The organism is Clostridium sp. 7_2_43FAA, from assembly GCF_000158375.2.
Taxonomy (GTDB): domain Bacteria; phylum Bacillota; class Clostridia; order Clostridiales; family Clostridiaceae; genus Clostridium; species Clostridium tertium.
On the sequence record NZ_JH815222.1, the window covers coordinates 2,146,012 to 2,166,365 of the forward strand.

Genomic DNA, 20,354 nt, shown 5'->3' on the forward strand with positions numbered 1-20,354 from the left:
AAATAATATAATAACATATATCTAAAGTAACTTCTATTTTCAAACTTTAAATGAAAAGGCTATCATAAATTAATTATAAAAAATTTATTAATAATTAATTTATGATAGCCTAATTTATTATTTTATAAAATATCCATTCTTATTCCTTGAACCTCTATAACTCGCTTCGTTATCATACTATGAACTACAACTACTTCATCCCTCTCAGCAATATAACAATAATCTCGTACACTAAATGCTATTTCATATTCATTTTCATAATCAGTAATATAGATTCTATAAACCGGTATTTTAGTAGATCCTTTTGTAGTTTCTACAACTCCTGTACATATTCCACTAGTTTTAGTATACAATCCAAATAAAACTTCAAAAAAATATATAAAATCTGGAATAAATAATATTAAAAATATATAAAACTCTTTATCGAAATATCCTGATAATAAAAATATAATTAATAATAACTTTATCCACCTAACCCTATTGATTCTATCTTTCCATTTAACTTTAATATGGGGCGAAAACTTAGATTTCATTCTCCAAAATATATTGCTTTCCTTATTATAACTACCTGGATACTCATAATCTCTCTTCCATTTTAATTGCCTATCGGTAATTTGTAATAATTTTATCTTTCTTTCAATTATATATATTAAAATTAAAATTATTTCAGCTAATATTTCTATTCTAACTAAAGCTGGATCTTTAGATAATATGGCTATAATCATTGAATAGACAACAAAAAGAATACAGACTATCTTTAAAATAATTGTTTTCTTTTTAACTTCTATAAGTATATCCTCTTCTGCATTTAACTTAATATTACTTATAGAAAAAATTCCTAATGCTATTATAGAAAATATCATCATTATACTTATAGAATTTATATCTATATTATTAAAAAATGGAATTTTAATTCCTTTGTATTTAAAATAGTAATCTAAATTAGCTATAAATCCTAAAACTAATCCGAAAGCTCCAAATATTCTCATGTTCTCTAGGCTTCTTTTTTCTGATCCCATAACAACAACTCCTTTATTGCTTTAAAATAAATAATATCTATATTATTTATAAATTAGTTTTATTATCTACTTCTATTATATTATAATAGTGTTAATAATTGTTATAAATTTATGTAAACGAGGTGCTTTAATTGAAAAACTTTATAGATTTAAGAAGTGATACTGTAACTAAACAACCAGATTTTATGAAAGAAGCTATGTTTAATGCTGAAGTCGGTGATGACGTTTATGGAGATGATCCTACCGTTATAAAACTTGAAACTCTTGCTGCAGAAATAGTAGGTAAAGAAGCTGCTCTTTTTGTTCCAAGTGGTACTTTTGGCAATCAACTTGCTTTATTTACTCATTGCAAAAGAGGTAGTGAGGTAATTATAGCTGATTCTAATCATATAGTTGCTCATGAAGTTGGGGCAAGCTCTGTAATTTCTGGTGTACAATTAAGGACTATAGATTCCCCAAATGGTATTATAAGCTCAGATCAAATTGAAAAAAGAATTCGTTTTGAAGATGATGATATACACTTTCCTTCTACATCTTTAATTTGTATTGAAAATGCTCACTCAAGTGGTAATATATTAACTCTTGAAAATATGGAGGAGGTATTTAATGCAGCCAAAAAATATAATCTTCCTATTCACCTAGATGGTGCAAGAATATTTAATGCATCTACATCCCTTGGAGTTAATGTAAAAGAAGTCACTAAATATTGTGATTCTGTTATGTTTTGCTTATCAAAAGGATTATGTGCGCCTGTTGGTTCAATTTTAGCTGGAAGTAAAGATTTTATAGCTAAAGCTAGAAAAAAGAGAAAGCTTATGGGTGGTGGTCTAAGACAAGCTGGTTTCCTTGCAGCTGCAGGAATTGTTGCACTAAATGATATGTCTAAAAGATTAGACGAAGACCATGAAAATGCTAAGCTTTTAGCTAGTGAATTAAATAAAATCCCTGAACTTAGTGTTAATTTAGATAATGTTAAAATAAATATGGTATTTTTCAGTTTTAAAAATTCTAATATAGATACTAAAGCATTAGTAAATTACTTTTTAGAAAATAATATTAAAATAAATGATGTTGAAAATGGTCAAATGAGATTTGTAACTCATTATTGGGTTACTAAAGAAGATATCTCAAAAATAGTTGATACATTAAAAACATACTTAAATAAAAACAGAAATTAATATTCTTATAAATATGACTTTCCTACAATAAAAAATGACAGTAGTTAGTTTTGTGTAAATGAAAAACTAACTACTGTTTTTTATATTTACAGATTGTTGTTTTAAAATAGTTGATATTTTAAAATCATTTTTACTAAAGCTATAGTTCCCATATCTAATTTATTAAAAGCGTCCTTAAAATAATTTATTTCAATCTCAACATATTTGTAAAAGATTTAATTATTTTATATATTTTAATTCTAATTCTTCTATATAATCTTTAAATTCTTTTAAGTTAATTTTCTTATTTTCTATTAAGTATATATAATCCAATATCTTTGGATGGAAGCTTAAATTTAATAACTCTTTACAAAAAGCATGTGCTGCTATTTCTCTTGTTTTTAGTATCGTCGCTTTTCTTTTAATTGGGCCTAAAAAAATTATATCTATCTCATCTAATAAATAATTAGTATTTTCTTCATTTTTGAACTCTAGAAAATGATAGAATTCATGAGCTAAATGAATATTATATACTTCCTGCTTTGATATATTGAATCCATACTTTTTTAATGTTCCTATTATTTGATCCATAGAATTTTTATAGATTATTATTTGTTTTTCCTTTTTATCAAAAGTTATTTCTCCTCTAATATCTAAACTTTTAGCTTTAGAATTATCCTTTATTAATACATTCACTTTATTACTCTTTAAAAGTGATTCTATCTCTTCATTTTTATATTTACTTGCAATATTTTTCCCTATTCTATTAGCTTCATTAATATAATACTTTATCTTTTCTTTAGGTATCTTATGAAACAAACTATCTTCTTTAAGTTCTAATAAAGCTAATATTTCATCAGTCAAAAAATATAAGTCTTTCATATAATCACTCCTAAATTTCTTGAGTTGCCAATATTCCAATCTTTGTATCTTCATCTAAAAGTTCTATTTCAAGATTTGTTAATGTCAATAGCTGCTCTTTACTAATAACTCCTGATAGATCAATAAGCTTTTGTTTAAATATTACATATATCTTCGGAAGTTGTGCCCCCGCATCTGTGAATAATGTATTTTCATCTATAAAATTATTGTAAGTTTTATATAGTTCTTTCTTTGTACAAAATAGTAATTTACCTTTATCTTTTTGTAATCTTATGACACCATCTTCATCAAGAATTCTTATTTTTTCTTTCTTGCTACATATTAATCCAAATAGCTTTTTTGTAGTTTCAATACACTTAAATATACTCCATCTTCCCGTTTCTCCAATAAGCTTAACATTTTCTTTAGATACTCCAGTTGAATTGCATACTACATTTATTAGTTCATCCGTTGACTTCTTTTCAGCACCAAGCTCTTTAGTCCTAAGCTCTGTTGCTCCCGTTGCTGATGCTCTTAAAATATTCTTTTTAGCATCAACATCTACAGTAATTTCTACTGTATCAGGGTTTGCTCCAGATTTTACAACTGCTTCAAATACATCCATTCTGATTTTTTTTATATCTTGCTCTGTAGGATTTATAACACTTCTCTCTATTTGCTCCCTAACTAATGCTAAAGCAACTCCTATTGTAGAAATATATGGTGCATTCTTAGCGATATTAAATTTCACGCCCATAACTTCTGAAAGATATGGAGTTACTATAGATGCTGACCCTCCACCTCCAACAAGTCTTATTATAGCTTTGTTTAATTTATATTCTAAGATCAGCTCATCAACTACCTTCTTCACTTTTCCTATAGCTATATCCATAACAGTCTTTGCAGTTTCCTCTATAGACATATTAACTTCTTTAGCTAATACTTCCCAAGCTTTTCTTCCTTCTTCTATATTTCCTCTTGCATAGTCATCTTCATTTACATAACCTAAAATATTTGCTGCCCCTGCTAAAGTCAATGCAAAACTTTTCCCTTCATCACAATTAATAGCTACATAATTACACTTATCCTCGGGTCTTGGAGATATATAAATTAATTGTGGATTTGATATTTCATTTTTACCTGCAAATATTTCATATTCTTTTTCTGCTATATGTGCACTTCTAGGTCCTACATCTACTATTTTATTATTTTCAACAACAATCATACTTCCACCTGCAACACCAAGTGTTCTGACATCTAAAGATTTCAAATAAAGTTTATGTCCTCCAACTTGAGAATTCTTAATCATTACTTTTCCATCTTTTATTACAGATATATCTGTAGAAGTACCTCCAACTTCAAAAAATATTCCATCCGACACTTTTTCATACATCAATGCTCCTGCAACACCAGCTGCTAAACCTGATAGCATTGTTAAAATTGGTCTTTTTCTAACTTCATCAATGGTCATAACTCCGCCATCACATCTCATTATCATAAGTGGCTTTTTTATATTCGCATTTTTCACTGAAGTTTCTGTCATATTTGCAGTTTCCATCATTTTAGGAATTAATGCTCCATTTACTACTGCGGTTCTAGTTCTTGCTCTTAATCCATATAGCTGTGATATTTCATATCCCCCAGTAGCATATATACCATTATTCAATGATTGTTCTATAACAATTTTTTCATTTTCTGGATTATCAACTGAATAACTTTCTGATGCCACAATCACTTCTGATCCAGTATCTTTAAGCTGTCTTATAGCTTCTCCTATAGACTTTTGCGATATATTTCCAGAGTCTATATATCTATGTTCTGTATATAAATATTTTCCTGGTGATAGCTCTATATTATTAACTTTAGTTTCATTTTTAGCTCTTTCACCTTCTATTCCTTTTCCCATTCCAATTATACCAACCTTTGCAACATCACCTTCTAATAAGGCATTAGTTGCTTGAGTTGTTCCATGAGCTATAAAAACTACATCATTAGGAGAAATATTATTTTCTTCTAGTACCTTTTTTATAACTTCTATTACCCCTTTTGCAACTCCTTCTTTTTCATGATGAGTTGTAGGTATTTTAGCTTTGCCTATTACTTCATAACTATTATTATCTATTACTACAGCATCTGTGAATGTTCCACCAACATCTATTCCAATCCTTACCTTACCCATTATATTTCCCTCCTGATGCATTTATCATTAAAGGTGCACCTATACGCACCTTTATTTTCTAAAATAGTATTCTTTATTTACATAATATTAAAATATCACTAAAGCTGTATAAATTAATGATAAGCATGTTATTATAACAGTATATGGAAGTGTAGATTTCAATACTGAGTTAACATCTACTTTCGCAAAATCTGCAACGATTACATTATGAGTATTCGTTGGATCTGATATTCCTTGTACTACTCCTGTAGCTCTTAAAGCCATACCTATAGCTGCTGGACTTAATGTTCCTGCTGCAACCATAACATTTCCAATACCTGAACCCAATCCATATAAATTAAGAGGTCCTCTATACAATGCAAGTGGTGATGCTATAGTAAATATTATAATATATGGTATTGGAGAAGTAGGTAATATAGCTCCTATAAGTGGTTGCATCAATGCTATTGTTGCATTTGCTGATACACCATTTAATAATATACCAATTCCAATCATCAATCCGATTACTCCTGCTACATCTTGTATACCTTCTACAAGTGAGCTTGTTGCTATTTGTATTATTTGCGATGGTTTAGTAACTAGAATTGTATATACTACTGAAATCAATAATGAAAGTTCCGCACTAAATTTAAAGAAGAATACTAATAATATTGGAAGTAATGGTGATATCAATGCAAATACATTTACATCATCATGAGTCTTTGTTTCAAAATTACTATTTGGCATTGCCCATGTACTTCTTACACTCTTGCTTCTTACATTAATTAATATATAAGCTGCTGTTACTACAATAGATATTAAACCTAAAACTAATGAAGTAGATTTTACAAGCTCCATATCCATTCCTATTACATCAACATAAAATTGATAATTGGCAACATTAAATAACCCTCCAAGTCCTAAACCCATAAGAAATGATCCTGCTGCAACCTTTGGTTTTATTCCTGCTGATAACATAAGCGGTATTACTATAGTTGCAACCATTATTACCGCTCCAGCTCCACCTAAAGCCGAAAACACTATTGCGCAAGCTGTTGTTAAAATAAATGCAATAGCTAAAGGCTTATCCCCTGCAAGCTCTGCTGCTTTTCTAATTATAGTATTCGATATACCTTGTTTTTGTATAACTTTTGCAAACATAGCTCCGAAAATAGCCGCCATCATAGTTCCTGCAAGCCTAGATGATCCTGCGCCTATTACGTGGGCCATCAGAGTTTGTCCACCTTCTTCTGTTGGAGTCATAAATGGAACTCCTGCAATAACCGCTATTATAATTCCTAGCAGTGGTAATGCTAAAAGCGTCGGCAACTTTTTAGCTATCATAAGTCCTGTAAACACAGCAAAAACTAATAATATAAGAATAACTTGAATATTTAAAACTTCTCCCATTTTCATTCCCCTTTTTAATATTATTTTTATAATTGCACTTTAATAATTTAGGTTTAGTAAATTTAAAGTTAAAATTTATGTCATGAGTTCTTATAAATTATTTTATATTAATTCATTTATCACATCCCTACAATTGATAATTTATTAAATAGTTTAGCAAATTATTTTATTCAATAACTTGATTACTTTTTAACAATTCTACTTTAAGCTCCTCATAACTTAATTCTCTAAAATCTTTTTTAAATTTAAAACAAATTTTAGCTGCTATTCCAGCTGCTTGCCCTAAAGCCATGCATATTGGAGAAACTCTCATGGATGCTAATGCTTCATGAGTTGTACTTATTGCTCTGCCTGTAACAATTAAATTGTTAATTTCTTTGGGCAATAATGCTCGATATGGTATTCCGTAATAGTCACCAATTTTCATTTCCATAAGATCTAATTCCTTACCATCTGGATCATGAATATCTATAGGCCAACTTCCAAGCGCTATTGTATCTTCAAACATCTTTTTTGTAACAATATCCTTTTCTGTTAATTGATACTCTCCAACTAATCTTCTTGACTCTCTAACCCCAATTTCATCTCCAGATTGAACTAATATTGCTTTTTTAAATCCTGGTATATATTTTTTCAAAAAGTTATATATTTCAATTACCTGTCTTCTACCTTCTATAGTAGCTTCAGATAAATCAAAATCTCTGACTGAAATTTTATCTATAACTCTACTCATATTTATTGCAACTTCGCCTCTTCTATTTAGTTCAAAAAAAAGAACTCTATCTCTATTTACAGTAAAATCACCATTTTTTGTAGCTTCTTTTATCTTTGAAAAAAATCCTGAAATTGCAACTCTTTTTGTATCTAACAGGCTTTTTATATTTTTACCTAATACAAACTCATCCTTATTGTCTTCAACATATTTAACCAATTCATCTATATCTACATTGCTTACTTTAAACATCATAGTCATAGGTTGACACTTACCATCTTTTTCTCTACCTATATTCATTTCGTTTCCAGAAAGATATGCTATTTCTCCATCACCTGTAGCATCAATATAGTATTTAGCATTTATCTCATATATCCCTGATCTAGTCTTTGCAAGTATTGAGTTTATATTTTTTTCATTAACTTCCACATCTAAAGCCTCTGTATGGTATAAAACTTCTACTCCTGCTTCTAATAAATATTCTTGAGCTATATACTTATAAACTTCTGTTTCTATAGGTGTCACTGTTGCTGCTACGCCAAGTGGATCTTCTATATGCCCTATTGTTCCTCCATTTTGTTTGACTCTCTCAATAAGTTCATTTGCATATCCCATTACTATTTGCTTTTTACCAGCATGGAAAGTCATAAGAGGAATAACTAAGGATTTAGTAGCACACCCACCTAAGTATCCACCTCTTTCTATTAAAATTACTTTATTCCCATCAGCAGCTGCTGCTTTTGCAGCTATAATACCTGAAGGCCCCCCGCCAATAATCAAAATATCGCAACTTTTGCTTCCTTTAATCTTCATATCTTCCCTCCTTAAATTTGATATTAACCTCACATTCTACTTCAAATGTCCTATTCCATGGTAATTTAGCCTTTACTATTACCTCTTCTATTTCTCCTTTAGCTTCTAAATAGCTAACTTTACTTTTATAAAAATAATCATTAGTCATTCTATTTAATGACTTTTCAACAAAAGAATCTATTTTTTCAACTCTTTTATTCATGTTAAAAATACTTAATCCTTCTTTTAATACTTCTTTATTTGTTTCATTTCTAATACTACTTTGATATATATAATCATCGCAATATCTCTCAATTAAAAATTTTAGACTCTCTAATGATTTTTTAAAATTTAGATTATTATTTGAATTTATATTTGAAATAATATTTCCATGAGCTATAGACGTTCCCATTGCATTTCCAGCCGTATTCCAAGCTCCATATGATATTACTTTTAATAGTAAATTCTCTTCTTTTAATCTTTTTATAAGATATTCATCCCCACCATTTGAAAAGGCTAAATCTGCAATTGATACTTTTTTACCTAAATTTATATAGTTCTTAATTCTACTTATAAAATTATCAATTACTATTTTCTTATTATAGTTTTCTATAGTATCAGAGGCCATATCTATATAAGGAATATTAGGAGTAGTTACAGCCAGTATATAATCACATTCATCATATTTATCCATAATCAAAGCATTAGTACTTTTTAAATGTTCATTTATATTAATTTTAAGTGATCTATCTTCAAACTTTGGAATACTATCTTCTGCTTCCTTGTCATCAAAATCCACATATACCTTAGGTCTAAATCCTCTTATATCGTTTACATAGCGACTAACAAGAATTTGTCCGATCTCATCAGCACCTGGATAAACATATATTCTATCTTCTAATTTATACTTATTTATTTTTTCATGGATTCTTTTGTGCTCTATTAAATGAAGTCCATATTTTGAGCAATCCTCTTGTGATAATATTAAAAAATCAATTATCCCCTCTTTAACAAGCTCTATTGATTCCATATTAACTTTATGATTTCTTTCTCGTGTTCTTAAATAAGTGTTTAAAACATCTTGTGGTATTTCTGATTCTATTTGATTCAACTTATTTTTTAGACTCACTTCATTTAATGATTCTACTCTATATCTTAATTCATTATATTCATTTATTTTGCCCCACCATATTTGACTTTCGTCATTTGAAACTGATATAGATAACCTCATAATATTTGAAAATGCATATATTTTTATTTCTTTATTTTCCTTTTTATAATCTTTTAAAAAGTTTAATATCTTTCTAGATTCTTCTAATGATTTTTTATCTGTTCTAGATGCTATTAGTCCTCCATAAATCAACATATCTAGAGATACTATTAAAGCATCACACTTTTCACTTTTAATCCACTCTTTTATTAATTCTACATTTCCTTCATTAAAAAAGCTTCCTAAGTTTTCTTTTTTTGGCACCTTAATCTCTAATTCTGCTAAATTGGCTAATTGAATAACTACTTCTAAATTAACCGGTCTATCATCTAGTGGGATATATAAGATTTTATTATTATTCATTTATAACCCTCTCACTATTAAAGTTGTCTATCATATTTCTATATTTCAATGTACTTTCATAAATTGAATCTTTTGTTTTACCAGTTACTATTGCTCCAATCATTATTGCATTAATACCCATTTCTTGTAATATTAGAACTTGTTCTGGTGTTATATTTCTTTGTGTTGGTATAACCATCGGCTTTGAGGTTGTACTACGAATTGATTGATATTGTAATATTTCTCTTACTGTAAGCTCATCTCCATAAGTTTCTGGATCCATAATAGAGCATTCTAATACATCTATAGGTAATTCATCATAAGCTTTTACATATTCTAATTTATAATTATTATCTATTGCAACCATTCTATATATGTCTTTATTGAATATTAATGGATTCATATGCTTATCGTATAATGATATAAAACTAAACCCTTCATTCATTATACCTTCAATTTCTTTCATTGGTATCTTATCATGACCTCCAGCTACAATTCCTATTGGTTTATCATACTCATTGCAAAGTGATACAATTTTTTTAATTACTTCTAACTCTTCAGTTAAAGATCCAAATCTAGTTTTGCTAGCTCTATGTTCAACATTTATATGAATCTTTAACACATCTGCTCCTGCTAATAATGCTGCTTTTGCTAATTCTACATTATTTTCTGGAAGACTTACTATTAGTGATATTTCTTTTTCGTTCAAAATATTAATTAAATTCATACTATACCTTCCTTTCTCAATTTCCTTAATACAATTCTATCATTATAAAAATACCAATTCAATACTTTTTGAAATATTTTTTCATTTTTTGAGAAATTTTTTTTCAAAAAGAGCTTGATTTTCATCAAGCTCTTTCATTTTTATTTACTTTTAATTCTTACACCTAAGGTTTTACTAGAATTTTCTCCTACAGAATTTCTAATTTTTATTATTACTTTACCATTTCCCTTTTTCTCTCCTACTATGCTAGTAGAATTGCTTCCTATTTTAAAGAACTCTTTATTAGATATATCTTCAATTTCCATTACTTCTACAGGTAACTCTCTATCCATACCTTTAACTTCTATATAATCTAATAAATTAATTTCTTCTCCTATTTTTAAATCTATTTTTTTATTTGATATATTTTCTAACCTTAATTGTCCTTCCATATTCTCAATAAAATTACCATCTGCTAAAACATTAGCTTTATCACTAAATTCTAACTTAGTTAAATAATTATTACTCAAATCAACTTTCTTTAACTTTTCAATAGTTCCTATTTCTTTTGGTATTATAGTTAATCTGTTATTATCTAAAGAAAGAAATCTTAATGCTGTGATGCTTCCCAATGTATTGGGTATTTCTAATAATTCATTATTACTAAGATATAGACCTTGTAAATTTACCAAGTTTCCAAATTCACTTGGTATTTCTACTAGCTTATTATTACTTAAATTTATTCCTGTTAAAGTTATCATATCTCCTATAGTTTTAGGTAGCGTTTTTATTAAATTTCCATTCAAGCCCAAATATGAAATTGAATTCATACTTTTTATCCCTTCTTGAATATTCTCAATTTTATTAAAAGATAAATCTAAGTGTTTTATATTTTCTATTATCGGTACTGAAGTCAATAGATTTCTTGATAAATCTATATATTGTACTGATGTCGGTAAAAAATCTATTTCAAAATTAATTATATTATTGTTTGATATATATATTGTTTTTAAGTCAACTAAATTAGATAAATCCGGGAATATTTTTATATTATTATTATCTAAATTCAATTCTTTTACTGAAGTTAATCTTCCTATATTATCTGGTAATCTTTCTAATTTATTATTTGATAAATTTATTTCTGTTAATTTACTGAGATTTATTATGTTATCTGGAAGATTTATTAATTCATTATTATTTACAGATAAGGTGAATAGTTTTTCCAGTTCACCTATACTTTCTGGTAAAGATGTCAATTTATTTTCTCCTATTCTTAAATACATAAGTTCAGGAAAAGATCCTATATTATCAGGTAATTCCGTAATCATATTATTAAAAAGATTTAGTTCTCTTAAAACTGGTAATCCTACTATATCACTTGGAAAAGTTGTCAACTCATTCTCATAAGCAAGTAGTCTTATAAGTTTTTTTAAATTATTTATCTCAGATGGAATTTCCTTAATTTTATTTTGAGAAATATCTAATCTATCTAATGTTATAATATTACCAATTTCCTTTGGCAAAGATGTTAATGAATTCTTGGATACATCAAGCCAACGAAGCTTTTTCATAGCACCTATATATGTCGGAACTTTATTCAATCTATTTCTTGAAAGAATCAACTTATCCAAGCTTTCTAATTTAACTATCTCTTCTGGAATTTCATTTATGTGATTACCATCTAAGTTCATTTCTAATAAGTTTGGTAAATATGATATCCCTTGTAATGATTCTATTTTTTCTTCCATTGCTAATAAATACTTTATAGACTGAAGCTTTCTTAAAGTAATTTTATTAGATTCTATATCTGGTATCTTTTGAGGATTACTAAAACTAGTATGAGTAGCTGTCCTAACAATTACCTCTCTTAATTTCTCATCTGGAAACATTCCTTTTAGTTCATCATCATTTAGCTCTCTATCCAAATCTTCTTCATTAATATTTATAGTTATATTTTCATCTGCATAAACTAATTTATTTGCTGAAAAAAATGATACTAACACAATTGATAATAGTAAAGCAGACACAGCCGCTACTTTAAATTTTAACCTTTTTCTCATATTATTCACCTCATTTAAATAATTAATATTCTAGAAGTATCTTTATGTTTGTCCAACTTGCAACCGGTGATTCTTCAAATGATGCTGAATGATTTTCAAAACCAGTTAACCCCATTATTGTCGGAGTTTCTTTCCAATTTACTCCAAAGTCTTCTGATATAACAAACATAGTACTATTTTCAATATCTCCATCTATATATTTAGGTTTTAAATATTGAGAATAAAGTGGTGCTACTGCTTCTAAAATAGGATCAAATGTAATCTCTCCATTAGGTGCATATTCTGGATTATAAAGATCTTCCTTATTTGCTCCGATACTTGCTATTATTCCATAGTGAGGTTGCTGAGAGTAAGCTCCATCTATAAATGATTTTTGATCAACATTATAAGCTAAAAACTTGGCATGATTAGCTGGTACTAGCTGAATTCCTCCAGAATAATCAATATAAGTTCCCCAATTTGACCTTCCCACCTTTGGAGATGTTGATAAACAAATAACCCCAGGATGACTTGCTCTAAAGGTTCCCACATGTGAATATTCACTTCCACCAAATCTACCTGTTCCTCTTACTCTTTGAATTATATCTGCTATATGTTTACTAGTTCCATCAGCATAATTCAATAATACTCTTCCGTTAGATTCTTTATATTCACCATTTACAGTATCTCCTGCTGCCCAGTTTTCAAATTCAATACTAACAGGTGAACCAATTGATATAGATGGTTTACTAACCACTATCCTTAAATCTTCAGGTATAGGCTTATCATAACTTCCATTATAATAGTAATCTAGAGATTTCCATTCTTCATCGTTATCTAAAAACTGTACTGGATTCCCAACAAAGGCTCCGCTTTCTCCACCAAATATTTCATTTCCTCCAAGAATATCTGTATAAATTATGCTCTCTGTAAATTTTGATGGATTATTTATTTCTGCATAAACATAATCATCCTCTGTTCCAATAGTAAATTGCTTAGGCATCCAAACTCCTGCTGCTTCAATATCAGCTGGGGAAAGACTTGGTACTGATGCTTTTGTTATTTCTGCAGCTTTTATAGGATCGTAACTTTCATTAGGACCAACCCTAACATGTACGTTATTTGAAGCTGATGCAGTAATGCAGGAATGAGTACCGTCATTTGCTGCATCATAGTGTGATGCCCAGAATCCTGCAGATGAATTTGTTGGATATTTACCTGATCTTATTACATTTCCTATACTTCTTTTTGATCCATCTGGAAATTCTTGATAAATACTTCCTCCATCTCTATTTTCAATATAAATCATATACATTAAATCTAAGTTAGGTGTATTTTCTTCTCTTACTTCTTCTGGAATTTTACTATTTATACTGTCTGCTACAATACTTCCCTTATATTTTTCTATGGAATTAGCAAATACATTTCTTGAAAAAACTCCTAATATAACTAATATCCCGACAAAAAAGCATATTATTTTTTTTGTAGACTTTCTCAATTTCCTCTCTCCTTTTTATACCATTTAATCATAATTTTATATCTTTTGTATTATGATGCATTTTATTATGTCTACTAAGAAAATATATAATTTTAGTCTGCAGTACTAAATTAAATAACTTATTTTTACTTAAATGTTAATATCACTATATTATTTATTTAATATTAACATTATAAAACCTTTTCATCAATAGATTTTTGAAATTTTTTTTCTTTTTAATTGAAAATATTTTTCTCAATTATTACTACAAAAATAAAAGCAATGAGATTTTTATAATTCTCATCGCTTTATATTTAACTTTTCAATTGCTTTTTCAGTTTTACTCTTGGATACTACTGCTATTTCTTTATTTTTTCTTATAACATTAGTACATATTAAATCTATAAGAAAATTTTGTGATATCCTTATTCCAAAAGACTCCATATCAATTTTTATTTCTTGGTCTGTATAATTTAAAACATAATCACTAACCCTTGCTAATTTAGATAACAAATTTTCTGTAATAGAAATTACTTTTACATTATTTTCTCTAGCAATTTCTGCTGCTATATTAATCTCCTCTGTATTACCACTATTCGAGATAATAAATAGAACATCTCCTTCTTTCATTAACGATGCCATCATTACTAGAGTATGACTATCTCTATAACAATTACAAATTAATCCTATTTTCATAAATTTATAATAAGCATCTTCTGCAATTATACCCGAATGGCCAACACCAGTGAAAGAAATTCTTTTTGCTTTAACTAAAATATCTGATATTTCTTCAATCATTGAATAATCTATTTTCTTTAAGGTTTCTTCTAAAGAATTTACATTAATCTCATAGAATTTCTTTACAAATTCACCTAAAGAATCATTTTCAGATACTACTTCACTTTCAATAATATCTTCATTATCATATCCACTATTCTTAAACTCTTGAGCCATTGTCATTTTAAATTCTAGAAAACTTCTAAATCCTAATTTTCTACAAAATCTAGTAACCGTTGCTTCTCCTACCCCACAATTATTTGCTATCTCTGTAACTGTCATGTATATACTACTATTCATATACTCTTCTATATAATCACAAATCTTATTTTCTGCTTTAGTTAACTCACTTCTATCTTTTACTAATGAAGATTTCATTTATATCCCTCTTACTTTACTATTTTACTTTTGTAAGATAATTATATTATAAAATTAAATAAATAACTACTTTTAACTAATACAATATCTAATTTATTCTCAGACTACTTCATATTATTAGTAATTCTCCCCTTATCCTCTGCTTAAACTTATAATAAAAGTACTTCCTTTATTTAATTCACTTTTTACATAAATGCTTCCTTTTGAAAGTTCAACTATTCTTTCAACTATTGCAAGTCCTAATCCATATCCTGAAGCACTTCTAGAGTCATCTTTTTGATAAAATTTATCAAATATATGACTTACTACCTCTTCATTCATTCCAATCCCTTTATCTTCTATATAGACTTTTATAAAATCAAAACTTTTTTCTATTCCAATATTAATTTCTCCATTTTCACGTGAAAACTTAACGGCATTTTCTATAATGTTAGTCCAAACCTGTAAAAACAATTCTTCATTACCATAGTAATAAGTAGTTGGTAAATCTAAATTAAATTTAATATTCTTTTCTATCCATTTATTTTGTAATAAAAGTATAGCTCTTCTTATATTTTCATCTAATGCAAACTTGCTTTGATTTTCTAATACATCTTGATTTTCTAGTTTAGATATTTTTAATATATTACTTGATAAGTTTTCAAGTCTTTTTGATTCTTCAATTATAATATTTAAATACTCTTCTCTTTCTTCTTCTGTTAAATCTTTATTTTTAAGAACCTTAGCAAAACCTTGAATTGATGCAATTGGAGTCTTTAATTCATGAGATATATTATTTACAAAATCCTTTTGAATATAGGCTGTATTTTTTAATTTCTTTGCCATATCATTAAAATGAAAAATCAATTGAGCTATTTCATCTTTTTCCTTTGTTTCTAATTTAACATCAAAATTTCCTTCTGCAACTTCATTTGTTGCCTTAGTTAATTTCTTTATTTGTTTAACAGCTAATGTAGAAATAAAACATAATAATGTTAAAGAAATTATAAAACTTATTCCTAAAATTACAAACTTTAATCCATGAAATTCTTTAAGTATAGGAATTAAATATTGTTCACTACCTGAAATTTTTCTATTTACTATTGGAGATACAATAAAAAATGTAACTATATTACTTAAAAGAACTGTTGTAAAAAAGTATACTATTATTTTTCCTTGCAAAGTGTGTCTAAAGTAATTATATATCTTTTTCATATATTTCTTTCCGCCTTATACCCAAGCCCTCTCACTGTAACAATTTTAAATTCATTAAAATCACTTAGCTTTTCTCTAATTCGTTTAATATGAACATCTACAGTTCTTTCGTCACTTTCAATATCCACACCCCAAATCTCCTCCATAAGCTGATTTCTAGTAAATATTTGTTTAGGATAGCTAAGTAGTTTAAATAGTAAATAAAATTCTTTTTTAGCTAATTCTATTATCTGTTCCCCTTTTGTTATTGTTAATGTATCATAATTTAAAACTGCATCTCCAATTATTAACTTATGTTCATTTGATATTCTAGATCTCCTTAAAAGTGCATTTATTCTAAGAAGCATTTCATCTAAATCAATTGGTTTTACCATATAATCATCTGCACCAACTAAAAATCCTTTTCTCTTATCTTCTATGGTTTCTTTTGCTGTAACCATTAAAATTGGTAGTTCATAATTGGAATTACGTAAATCTTTTACTAATTCATATCCACTTACTTTTGGCATCATAATATCACATATTACTAAATCAATATGCTTATCTTCAAATATTTCAATAGCTTTTTCTCCATCTTCTGCTAAATATACTTCATATCCATTTTGCTTTAAAAATACTTCCATTAATCTTCTTAAGCTTTTGTCATCTTCAACAATTAATATATTTATCATTATATTCTCCTCAAAATTTACCTCTTAAATAAAAAAATCATCTCTTAAATAAATATTATAGTACAGTTAAAAACATAGGCAAATACCTTAATAGATATTTGCCTATAACTTTTGAATTTATTCTGTTCTTAATGCTTCAACTGGATCTTTTTTAGATGCCATCTTAGCCGGTATAGATCCACCTAACATTGTTAAACATACGCTTATAACTATTAATATAATAGCATGAACTGGATCTAAAACTGCCACACCCTTTAAGTCAGTTATTTTATATAATATATTATTTGTTGGGAATGTTAAAAGCCAAGCAATTATTATTCCTAAAATACCAGAACAGCTTCCAACAATAAATGTTTCTGCATTAAATACACGAGTTATATCTTTTTTTCTAGCTCCTAATGCTCTTAAAACTCCTATTTCTTTTGTTCTTTCAAGAACTGAAATATAAGTTATAATTCCAACCATTATTAATGAAACTACTAAAGATATTGCTGCAAATGCTATTAAAACCATTGTTATAGCATCCATTATTCCACCTGATAAACTTACAAATGTACTTGCCATATCATTATATATTACTACATCTTCTTTTTCTTTTCCTTCATTCCAATCATCCAAATAGTCAGTTACAGCTTCTTTTGTTGTAAAATCTTTTGGATATAAAGTAATCATATATGGAGTACCAACTGCCCCTATTGAAGAAAGTATATTCTCCTTAGTATTTTGATTATTGCTATCTGGTCTATCACTTACTTTATCAAATCTTTCTCCTGTAAATACATTATAATCAGCAGCTTCTTGTGCCTTTGCTACTTCTGAATTTTTAGCATCTTCTATAAAGTGCTTACTTAATTCATCTGAATAAGCAAGTCCTGAAGATAAAACAGGAATTGTTACGTCTTTTTTTAATCTTAAGATTCCTGTGATCTTAAGTGGAATTGCTCTTTCATTATTATATATTTCACTCATATCACTAGGATTTCCTGCTAATGTAAAGTAGTTTCCAACCTTAGTATAGTAATCATTATTTAATATAGCTCTTAATTCATGATTTATAATATCATTAAAGTTAATTTCTTCTTTATTACTATCAATTCCAAGTGCATCCAAAATTGTTGTATCTATTTTATTATATTCATCTACAACTAAAACTAAATCTGTCATTTCTTTTGGATATTCACCTGAAAGTAAATCATATGATGTTTCTAAATATCCTTCTGTACTATTATCTAGCTTAATTGGATAAGATGATAAATTTAAATCTGAAACACTTACTGGAGTCGCAACCTTACCATCACTCTTTAAAAGATTCATGTTGACCAAGCGAGTATATGATACCCCTGAAAGTAAATTGCTATCAATTTTCTCAACATAATCTATATATTCTTCTGTTAGCTTATTAGTATGCATAAATGTATTTTCTTTCGTATTATATGGATAAATAACATCTGTATCTGGATATTTTCCCTCTGTCTCACTATCTCCAGACATCTCTTTTCTCATTTCTTTGCTATGTTCCATCATGCTATTTATATCAACTTCGGCAGCTTTTTGAGTTATCATAATTGGAAAGCCTGATAAGGTATCTGATTCAAAAATATCTATTTGCTTATCAAATCCATTTGAAAGTGATAAAATTAGAGCTATTCCTATAATACCTATACTTGATGCAAATGCTGTTAAAAAAGTTCTCCATTTTTTAGTTCTTATATTCATTCCTGATAACTTTAATGCTGTTAAGAAACTCATACTTGTCTTTTTAAGACTATATGAAATATTATTTTTTTCAGATTCTAATGGATTAGTGTCTGAAATAACATTACCATCTCTAAACTCAACTATTCTATCTGCATATTCCTTAGCAAGCTCTGGATTGTGAGTTACCATTATAACTAGTTTATCTTTTGCTATGTCTTTTATAAGGTCCATTATTTGAATACTAGTCTTAGTATCAAGAGCTCCTGTTGGTTCATCTGCCAATATTATATCTGGATCATTTGCAAGCGCTCGTGCAATAGCAACTCTTTGCATTTGTCCACCTGAAAGCTGATTTGGTCTTTTATGAACGTGATCTTTAAGCCCAACTCTTTCTAAAGATTCTAAAGCCTTCTTATGCTTTTCAGCAGATGAAACTCCACTTAATGTCATTCCCATTTCTACATTGTCTAAAATACTTAAATGGCTTATTAAATTATAGCTTTGAAAAATAAATCCTATACTATTATTACGATAAGCATCCCAATCTGAATCCTTAAATTCTCTAGTGGATTTCCCGTTAATAATTAAATCTCCACTATCATATTTATCTAATCCTCCAATAATATTTAGGCAAGTAGTTTTTCCTGAACCACTTGGTCCAAGTATTGCTACAAATTCATTTTGTCTAAAGTTTAAGCTTACCCCACCTAAAGCAACTTGTTTAAATTCGCCTGTTACATATGATTTTTTTATATTCTTTAGCGATAACATACTTTCCCTCCTGCAATAAATTTTACTACGATAATTTAAATATATGTTTCAATTAATTATCTTCATCCCTATATTGTTATATGATTAAAGGTTAATAGGCTTATCTAAGTAAAATATCAAAATTGAAAGCATATATTATTTAAATTTTATATAAGTTGCTAAAATAATGACTTTACTTAAATATTATAAGTTATGAATATAATTAAGATAAACTTAGAATACTTACTATAACTTATATAATATTTTAGTTTTATGAACTAAATATGAACTTAGTAAAACTATTATATATATGATTATAGCCATATTTAATAAAACTTAATTTTAAAAATTTCCTATGAATTATGATAGATAAAAATTTTTTTCTATCATAATTCATAGGAAATAACATTCTAATATTTTTTATTTTTAATTAATAAAATTATATCTTTATTAATTCATACTTATTTTACTTAAACTTCTCTTTTAGTTTTATTATCTTGGATAAGATTTATTATTAAAAGAAATCCTATTAAAATTACTGATACTAAAAAAACTTGCAATATCTCCACAATGTTCATCAAAATATCAATTTCTAAATAAGAATTAAACATCATAGTGCCTATATAAATTATGATATCTCCTAATAAGAAAGTTAGTAAATTATTAATTATTATTTTAAATTTCGAACTATACATTTCCTTTTTACTTAATGGTATAGTATCATATTTTCTTAATATAAAAACTCGTTTCCCTTGTTCCTTTATCCAGAATAAATGATTGTTAAGATAAAGTGTCAATATAATTACTCCAAAAACTAATATAGGATTTATAAAAGAAATAGGTTTAGGATCTAATCCCTTTCCCCATATAACTTTATGAGAAGAAACATTTGATTGAATAACTACAAAGTAAAAAAATAATAATACGCCAATCAATAATTTTTGATAATAATACTTTATTCTTTCTTTTTCATTTTCCAAATAGTTCATTTTATTATACCTCC

The 20,354-nt window shown here is 27.5% G+C and carries 15 protein-coding genes; 1 reads left to right on the top strand and 14 read right to left on the bottom strand.

The window, feature by feature from the left end; genetic code table 11:
• Positions 1-122: 122 nt before the first annotated feature.
• A complete protein-coding gene (locus CSBG_RS11760; protein WP_008679758.1) occupies positions 123-1,019 on the bottom strand; it encodes a hypothetical protein in 897 nt (298 codons plus the stop codon).
• A 131-nt stretch (positions 1,020-1,150) separates the two neighbouring features.
• Here CSBG_RS11760 and ltaE point away from each other — a divergent pair, with 131 nt between their 5' ends.
• Positions 1,151-2,197 (top strand): low-specificity L-threonine aldolase, encoded by a 1,047-nt coding sequence (gene ltaE / locus CSBG_RS11765; RefSeq protein ID WP_008679760.1) that lies wholly within the window; start codon positions 1,151-1,153, stop codon positions 2,195-2,197.
• Positions 2,198-2,416: 219 nt separating this feature from the next.
• Here ltaE and CSBG_RS11770 read toward each other — a convergent pair whose 3' ends face one another.
• From CSBG_RS11770 to CSBG_RS11830, 13 genes are all read right to left on the bottom strand, one after another.
• Positions 2,417-3,058: a hypothetical protein gene (locus CSBG_RS11770; protein WP_008679762.1), complete on the bottom strand. Its 642-nt coding sequence runs from the start codon at positions 3,056-3,058 to the stop codon at positions 2,417-2,419.
• Between the two features lie 10 nt (positions 3,059-3,068).
• Positions 3,069-5,216 (bottom strand): hydantoinase/oxoprolinase family protein, encoded by a 2,148-nt coding sequence (locus CSBG_RS11775; protein ID WP_008679764.1) that lies wholly within the window; start codon positions 5,214-5,216, stop codon positions 3,069-3,071.
• A gap of 87 nt (positions 5,217-5,303) precedes the next feature.
• A complete protein-coding gene (locus tag CSBG_RS11780; protein WP_008679765.1) occupies positions 5,304-6,605 on the bottom strand; it encodes a hypothetical protein in 1,302 nt (433 codons plus the stop codon).
• Positions 6,606-6,771: 166 nt separating this feature from the next.
• Positions 6,772-8,130 carry an FAD-dependent oxidoreductase gene (locus CSBG_RS11785; protein ID WP_008679767.1) on the bottom strand — a complete coding sequence of 453 codons (1,359 nt, stop codon included), beginning with the start codon at positions 8,128-8,130 and terminating at the stop codon, positions 6,772-6,774.
• Positions 8,120-9,682, bottom strand: coding sequence for a DUF4127 family protein (locus tag CSBG_RS11790; protein WP_008679769.1), 1,563 nt, complete (start codon positions 9,680-9,682; stop codon positions 8,120-8,122). The genes CSBG_RS11785 and CSBG_RS11790 overlap by 11 nt, the downstream gene beginning before the upstream one ends.
• Positions 9,675-10,388, bottom strand: coding sequence for a hypothetical protein (locus CSBG_RS11795; RefSeq protein WP_008679770.1), 714 nt, complete (start codon positions 10,386-10,388; stop codon positions 9,675-9,677). The genes CSBG_RS11790 and CSBG_RS11795 overlap by 8 nt, the downstream gene beginning before the upstream one ends.
• A gap of 140 nt (positions 10,389-10,528) precedes the next feature.
• The gene (locus CSBG_RS11800) at positions 10,529-12,427 is read right to left on the bottom strand and encodes a leucine-rich repeat domain-containing protein (protein ID WP_008679772.1); all 1,899 of its coding nucleotides are present in this window, start codon (positions 12,425-12,427) and stop codon (positions 10,529-10,531) included.
• A 22-nt stretch (positions 12,428-12,449) separates the two neighbouring features.
• Complete coding sequence (locus CSBG_RS11805; RefSeq protein ID WP_008679773.1) at positions 12,450-13,904, bottom strand: hypothetical protein; 1,455 nt, start codon at positions 13,902-13,904, stop codon at positions 12,450-12,452.
• A gap of 279 nt (positions 13,905-14,183) precedes the next feature.
• The gene (locus CSBG_RS11810) at positions 14,184-15,038 is read right to left on the bottom strand and encodes a MurR/RpiR family transcriptional regulator (RefSeq protein ID WP_008679775.1); all 855 of its coding nucleotides are present in this window, start codon (positions 15,036-15,038) and stop codon (positions 14,184-14,186) included.
• Between the two features lie 132 nt (positions 15,039-15,170).
• Positions 15,171-16,232, bottom strand: coding sequence for a HAMP domain-containing sensor histidine kinase (locus CSBG_RS11815; RefSeq protein ID WP_008679778.1), 1,062 nt, complete (start codon positions 16,230-16,232; stop codon positions 15,171-15,173).
• Positions 16,229-16,903: a response regulator transcription factor gene (locus tag CSBG_RS11820; RefSeq protein ID WP_008679780.1), complete on the bottom strand. Its 675-nt coding sequence runs from the start codon at positions 16,901-16,903 to the stop codon at positions 16,229-16,231. Before CSBG_RS11820 ends, CSBG_RS11815 begins: the two co-directional genes overlap by 4 nt.
• Before the next feature lie 117 nt (positions 16,904-17,020).
• The gene (locus CSBG_RS11825) at positions 17,021-19,372 is read right to left on the bottom strand and encodes an ABC transporter ATP-binding protein/permease (RefSeq protein ID WP_008679781.1); all 2,352 of its coding nucleotides are present in this window, start codon (positions 19,370-19,372) and stop codon (positions 17,021-17,023) included.
• Between the two features lie 449 nt (positions 19,373-19,821).
• On the bottom strand, positions 19,822-20,340 hold the full coding sequence (locus tag CSBG_RS11830; RefSeq protein WP_008679782.1) for a hypothetical protein: 519 nt from the start codon (positions 20,338-20,340) through the stop codon (positions 19,822-19,824).
• Positions 20,341-20,354 lie beyond the last annotated feature (14 nt).

Excerpts from the sequence above, each read along its gene's own strand:
- CSBG_RS11760 (WP_008679758.1), bottom strand. The coding sequence starts at position 1,019 with ATGGGATCAGAAAAAAGAAGCCTAGAGAACATGAGAATATTTGGAGCT.
- CSBG_RS11770 (WP_008679762.1), bottom strand. The coding sequence starts at position 3,058 with ATGAAAGACTTATATTTTTTGACTGATGAAATATTAGCTTTATTAGAA.
- CSBG_RS11775 (WP_008679764.1), bottom strand. The coding sequence starts at position 5,216 with ATGGGTAAGGTAAGGATTGGAATAGATGTTGGTGGAACATTCACAGAT.
- CSBG_RS11780 (WP_008679765.1), bottom strand. The coding sequence starts at position 6,605 with ATGGGAGAAGTTTTAAATATTCAAGTTATTCTTATATTATTAGTTTTT.
- CSBG_RS11785 (WP_008679767.1), bottom strand. The coding sequence starts at position 8,130 with ATGAAGATTAAAGGAAGCAAAAGTTGCGATATTTTGATTATTGGCGGG.
- CSBG_RS11790 (WP_008679769.1), bottom strand. The coding sequence starts at position 9,682 with ATGAATAATAATAAAATCTTATATATCCCACTAGATGATAGACCGGTT.
- CSBG_RS11795 (WP_008679770.1), bottom strand. The coding sequence starts at position 10,388 with ATGAATTTAATTAATATTTTGAACGAAAAAGAAATATCACTAATAGTA.
- CSBG_RS11800 (WP_008679772.1), bottom strand. The coding sequence starts at position 12,427 with ATGAGAAAAAGGTTAAAATTTAAAGTAGCGGCTGTGTCTGCTTTACTA.
- CSBG_RS11810 (WP_008679775.1), bottom strand. The coding sequence starts at position 15,038 with ATGAAATCTTCATTAGTAAAAGATAGAAGTGAGTTAACTAAAGCAGAA.
- CSBG_RS11815 (WP_008679778.1), bottom strand. The coding sequence starts at position 16,232 with ATGAAAAAGATATATAATTACTTTAGACACACTTTGCAAGGAAAAATA.
- CSBG_RS11820 (WP_008679780.1), bottom strand. The coding sequence starts at position 16,903 with ATGATAAATATATTAATTGTTGAAGATGACAAAAGCTTAAGAAGATTA.
- CSBG_RS11825 (WP_008679781.1), bottom strand. The coding sequence starts at position 19,372 with ATGTTATCGCTAAAGAATATAAAAAAATCATATGTAACAGGCGAATTT.
- CSBG_RS11830 (WP_008679782.1), bottom strand. The coding sequence starts at position 20,340 with ATGAACTATTTGGAAAATGAAAAAGAAAGAATAAAGTATTATTATCAA.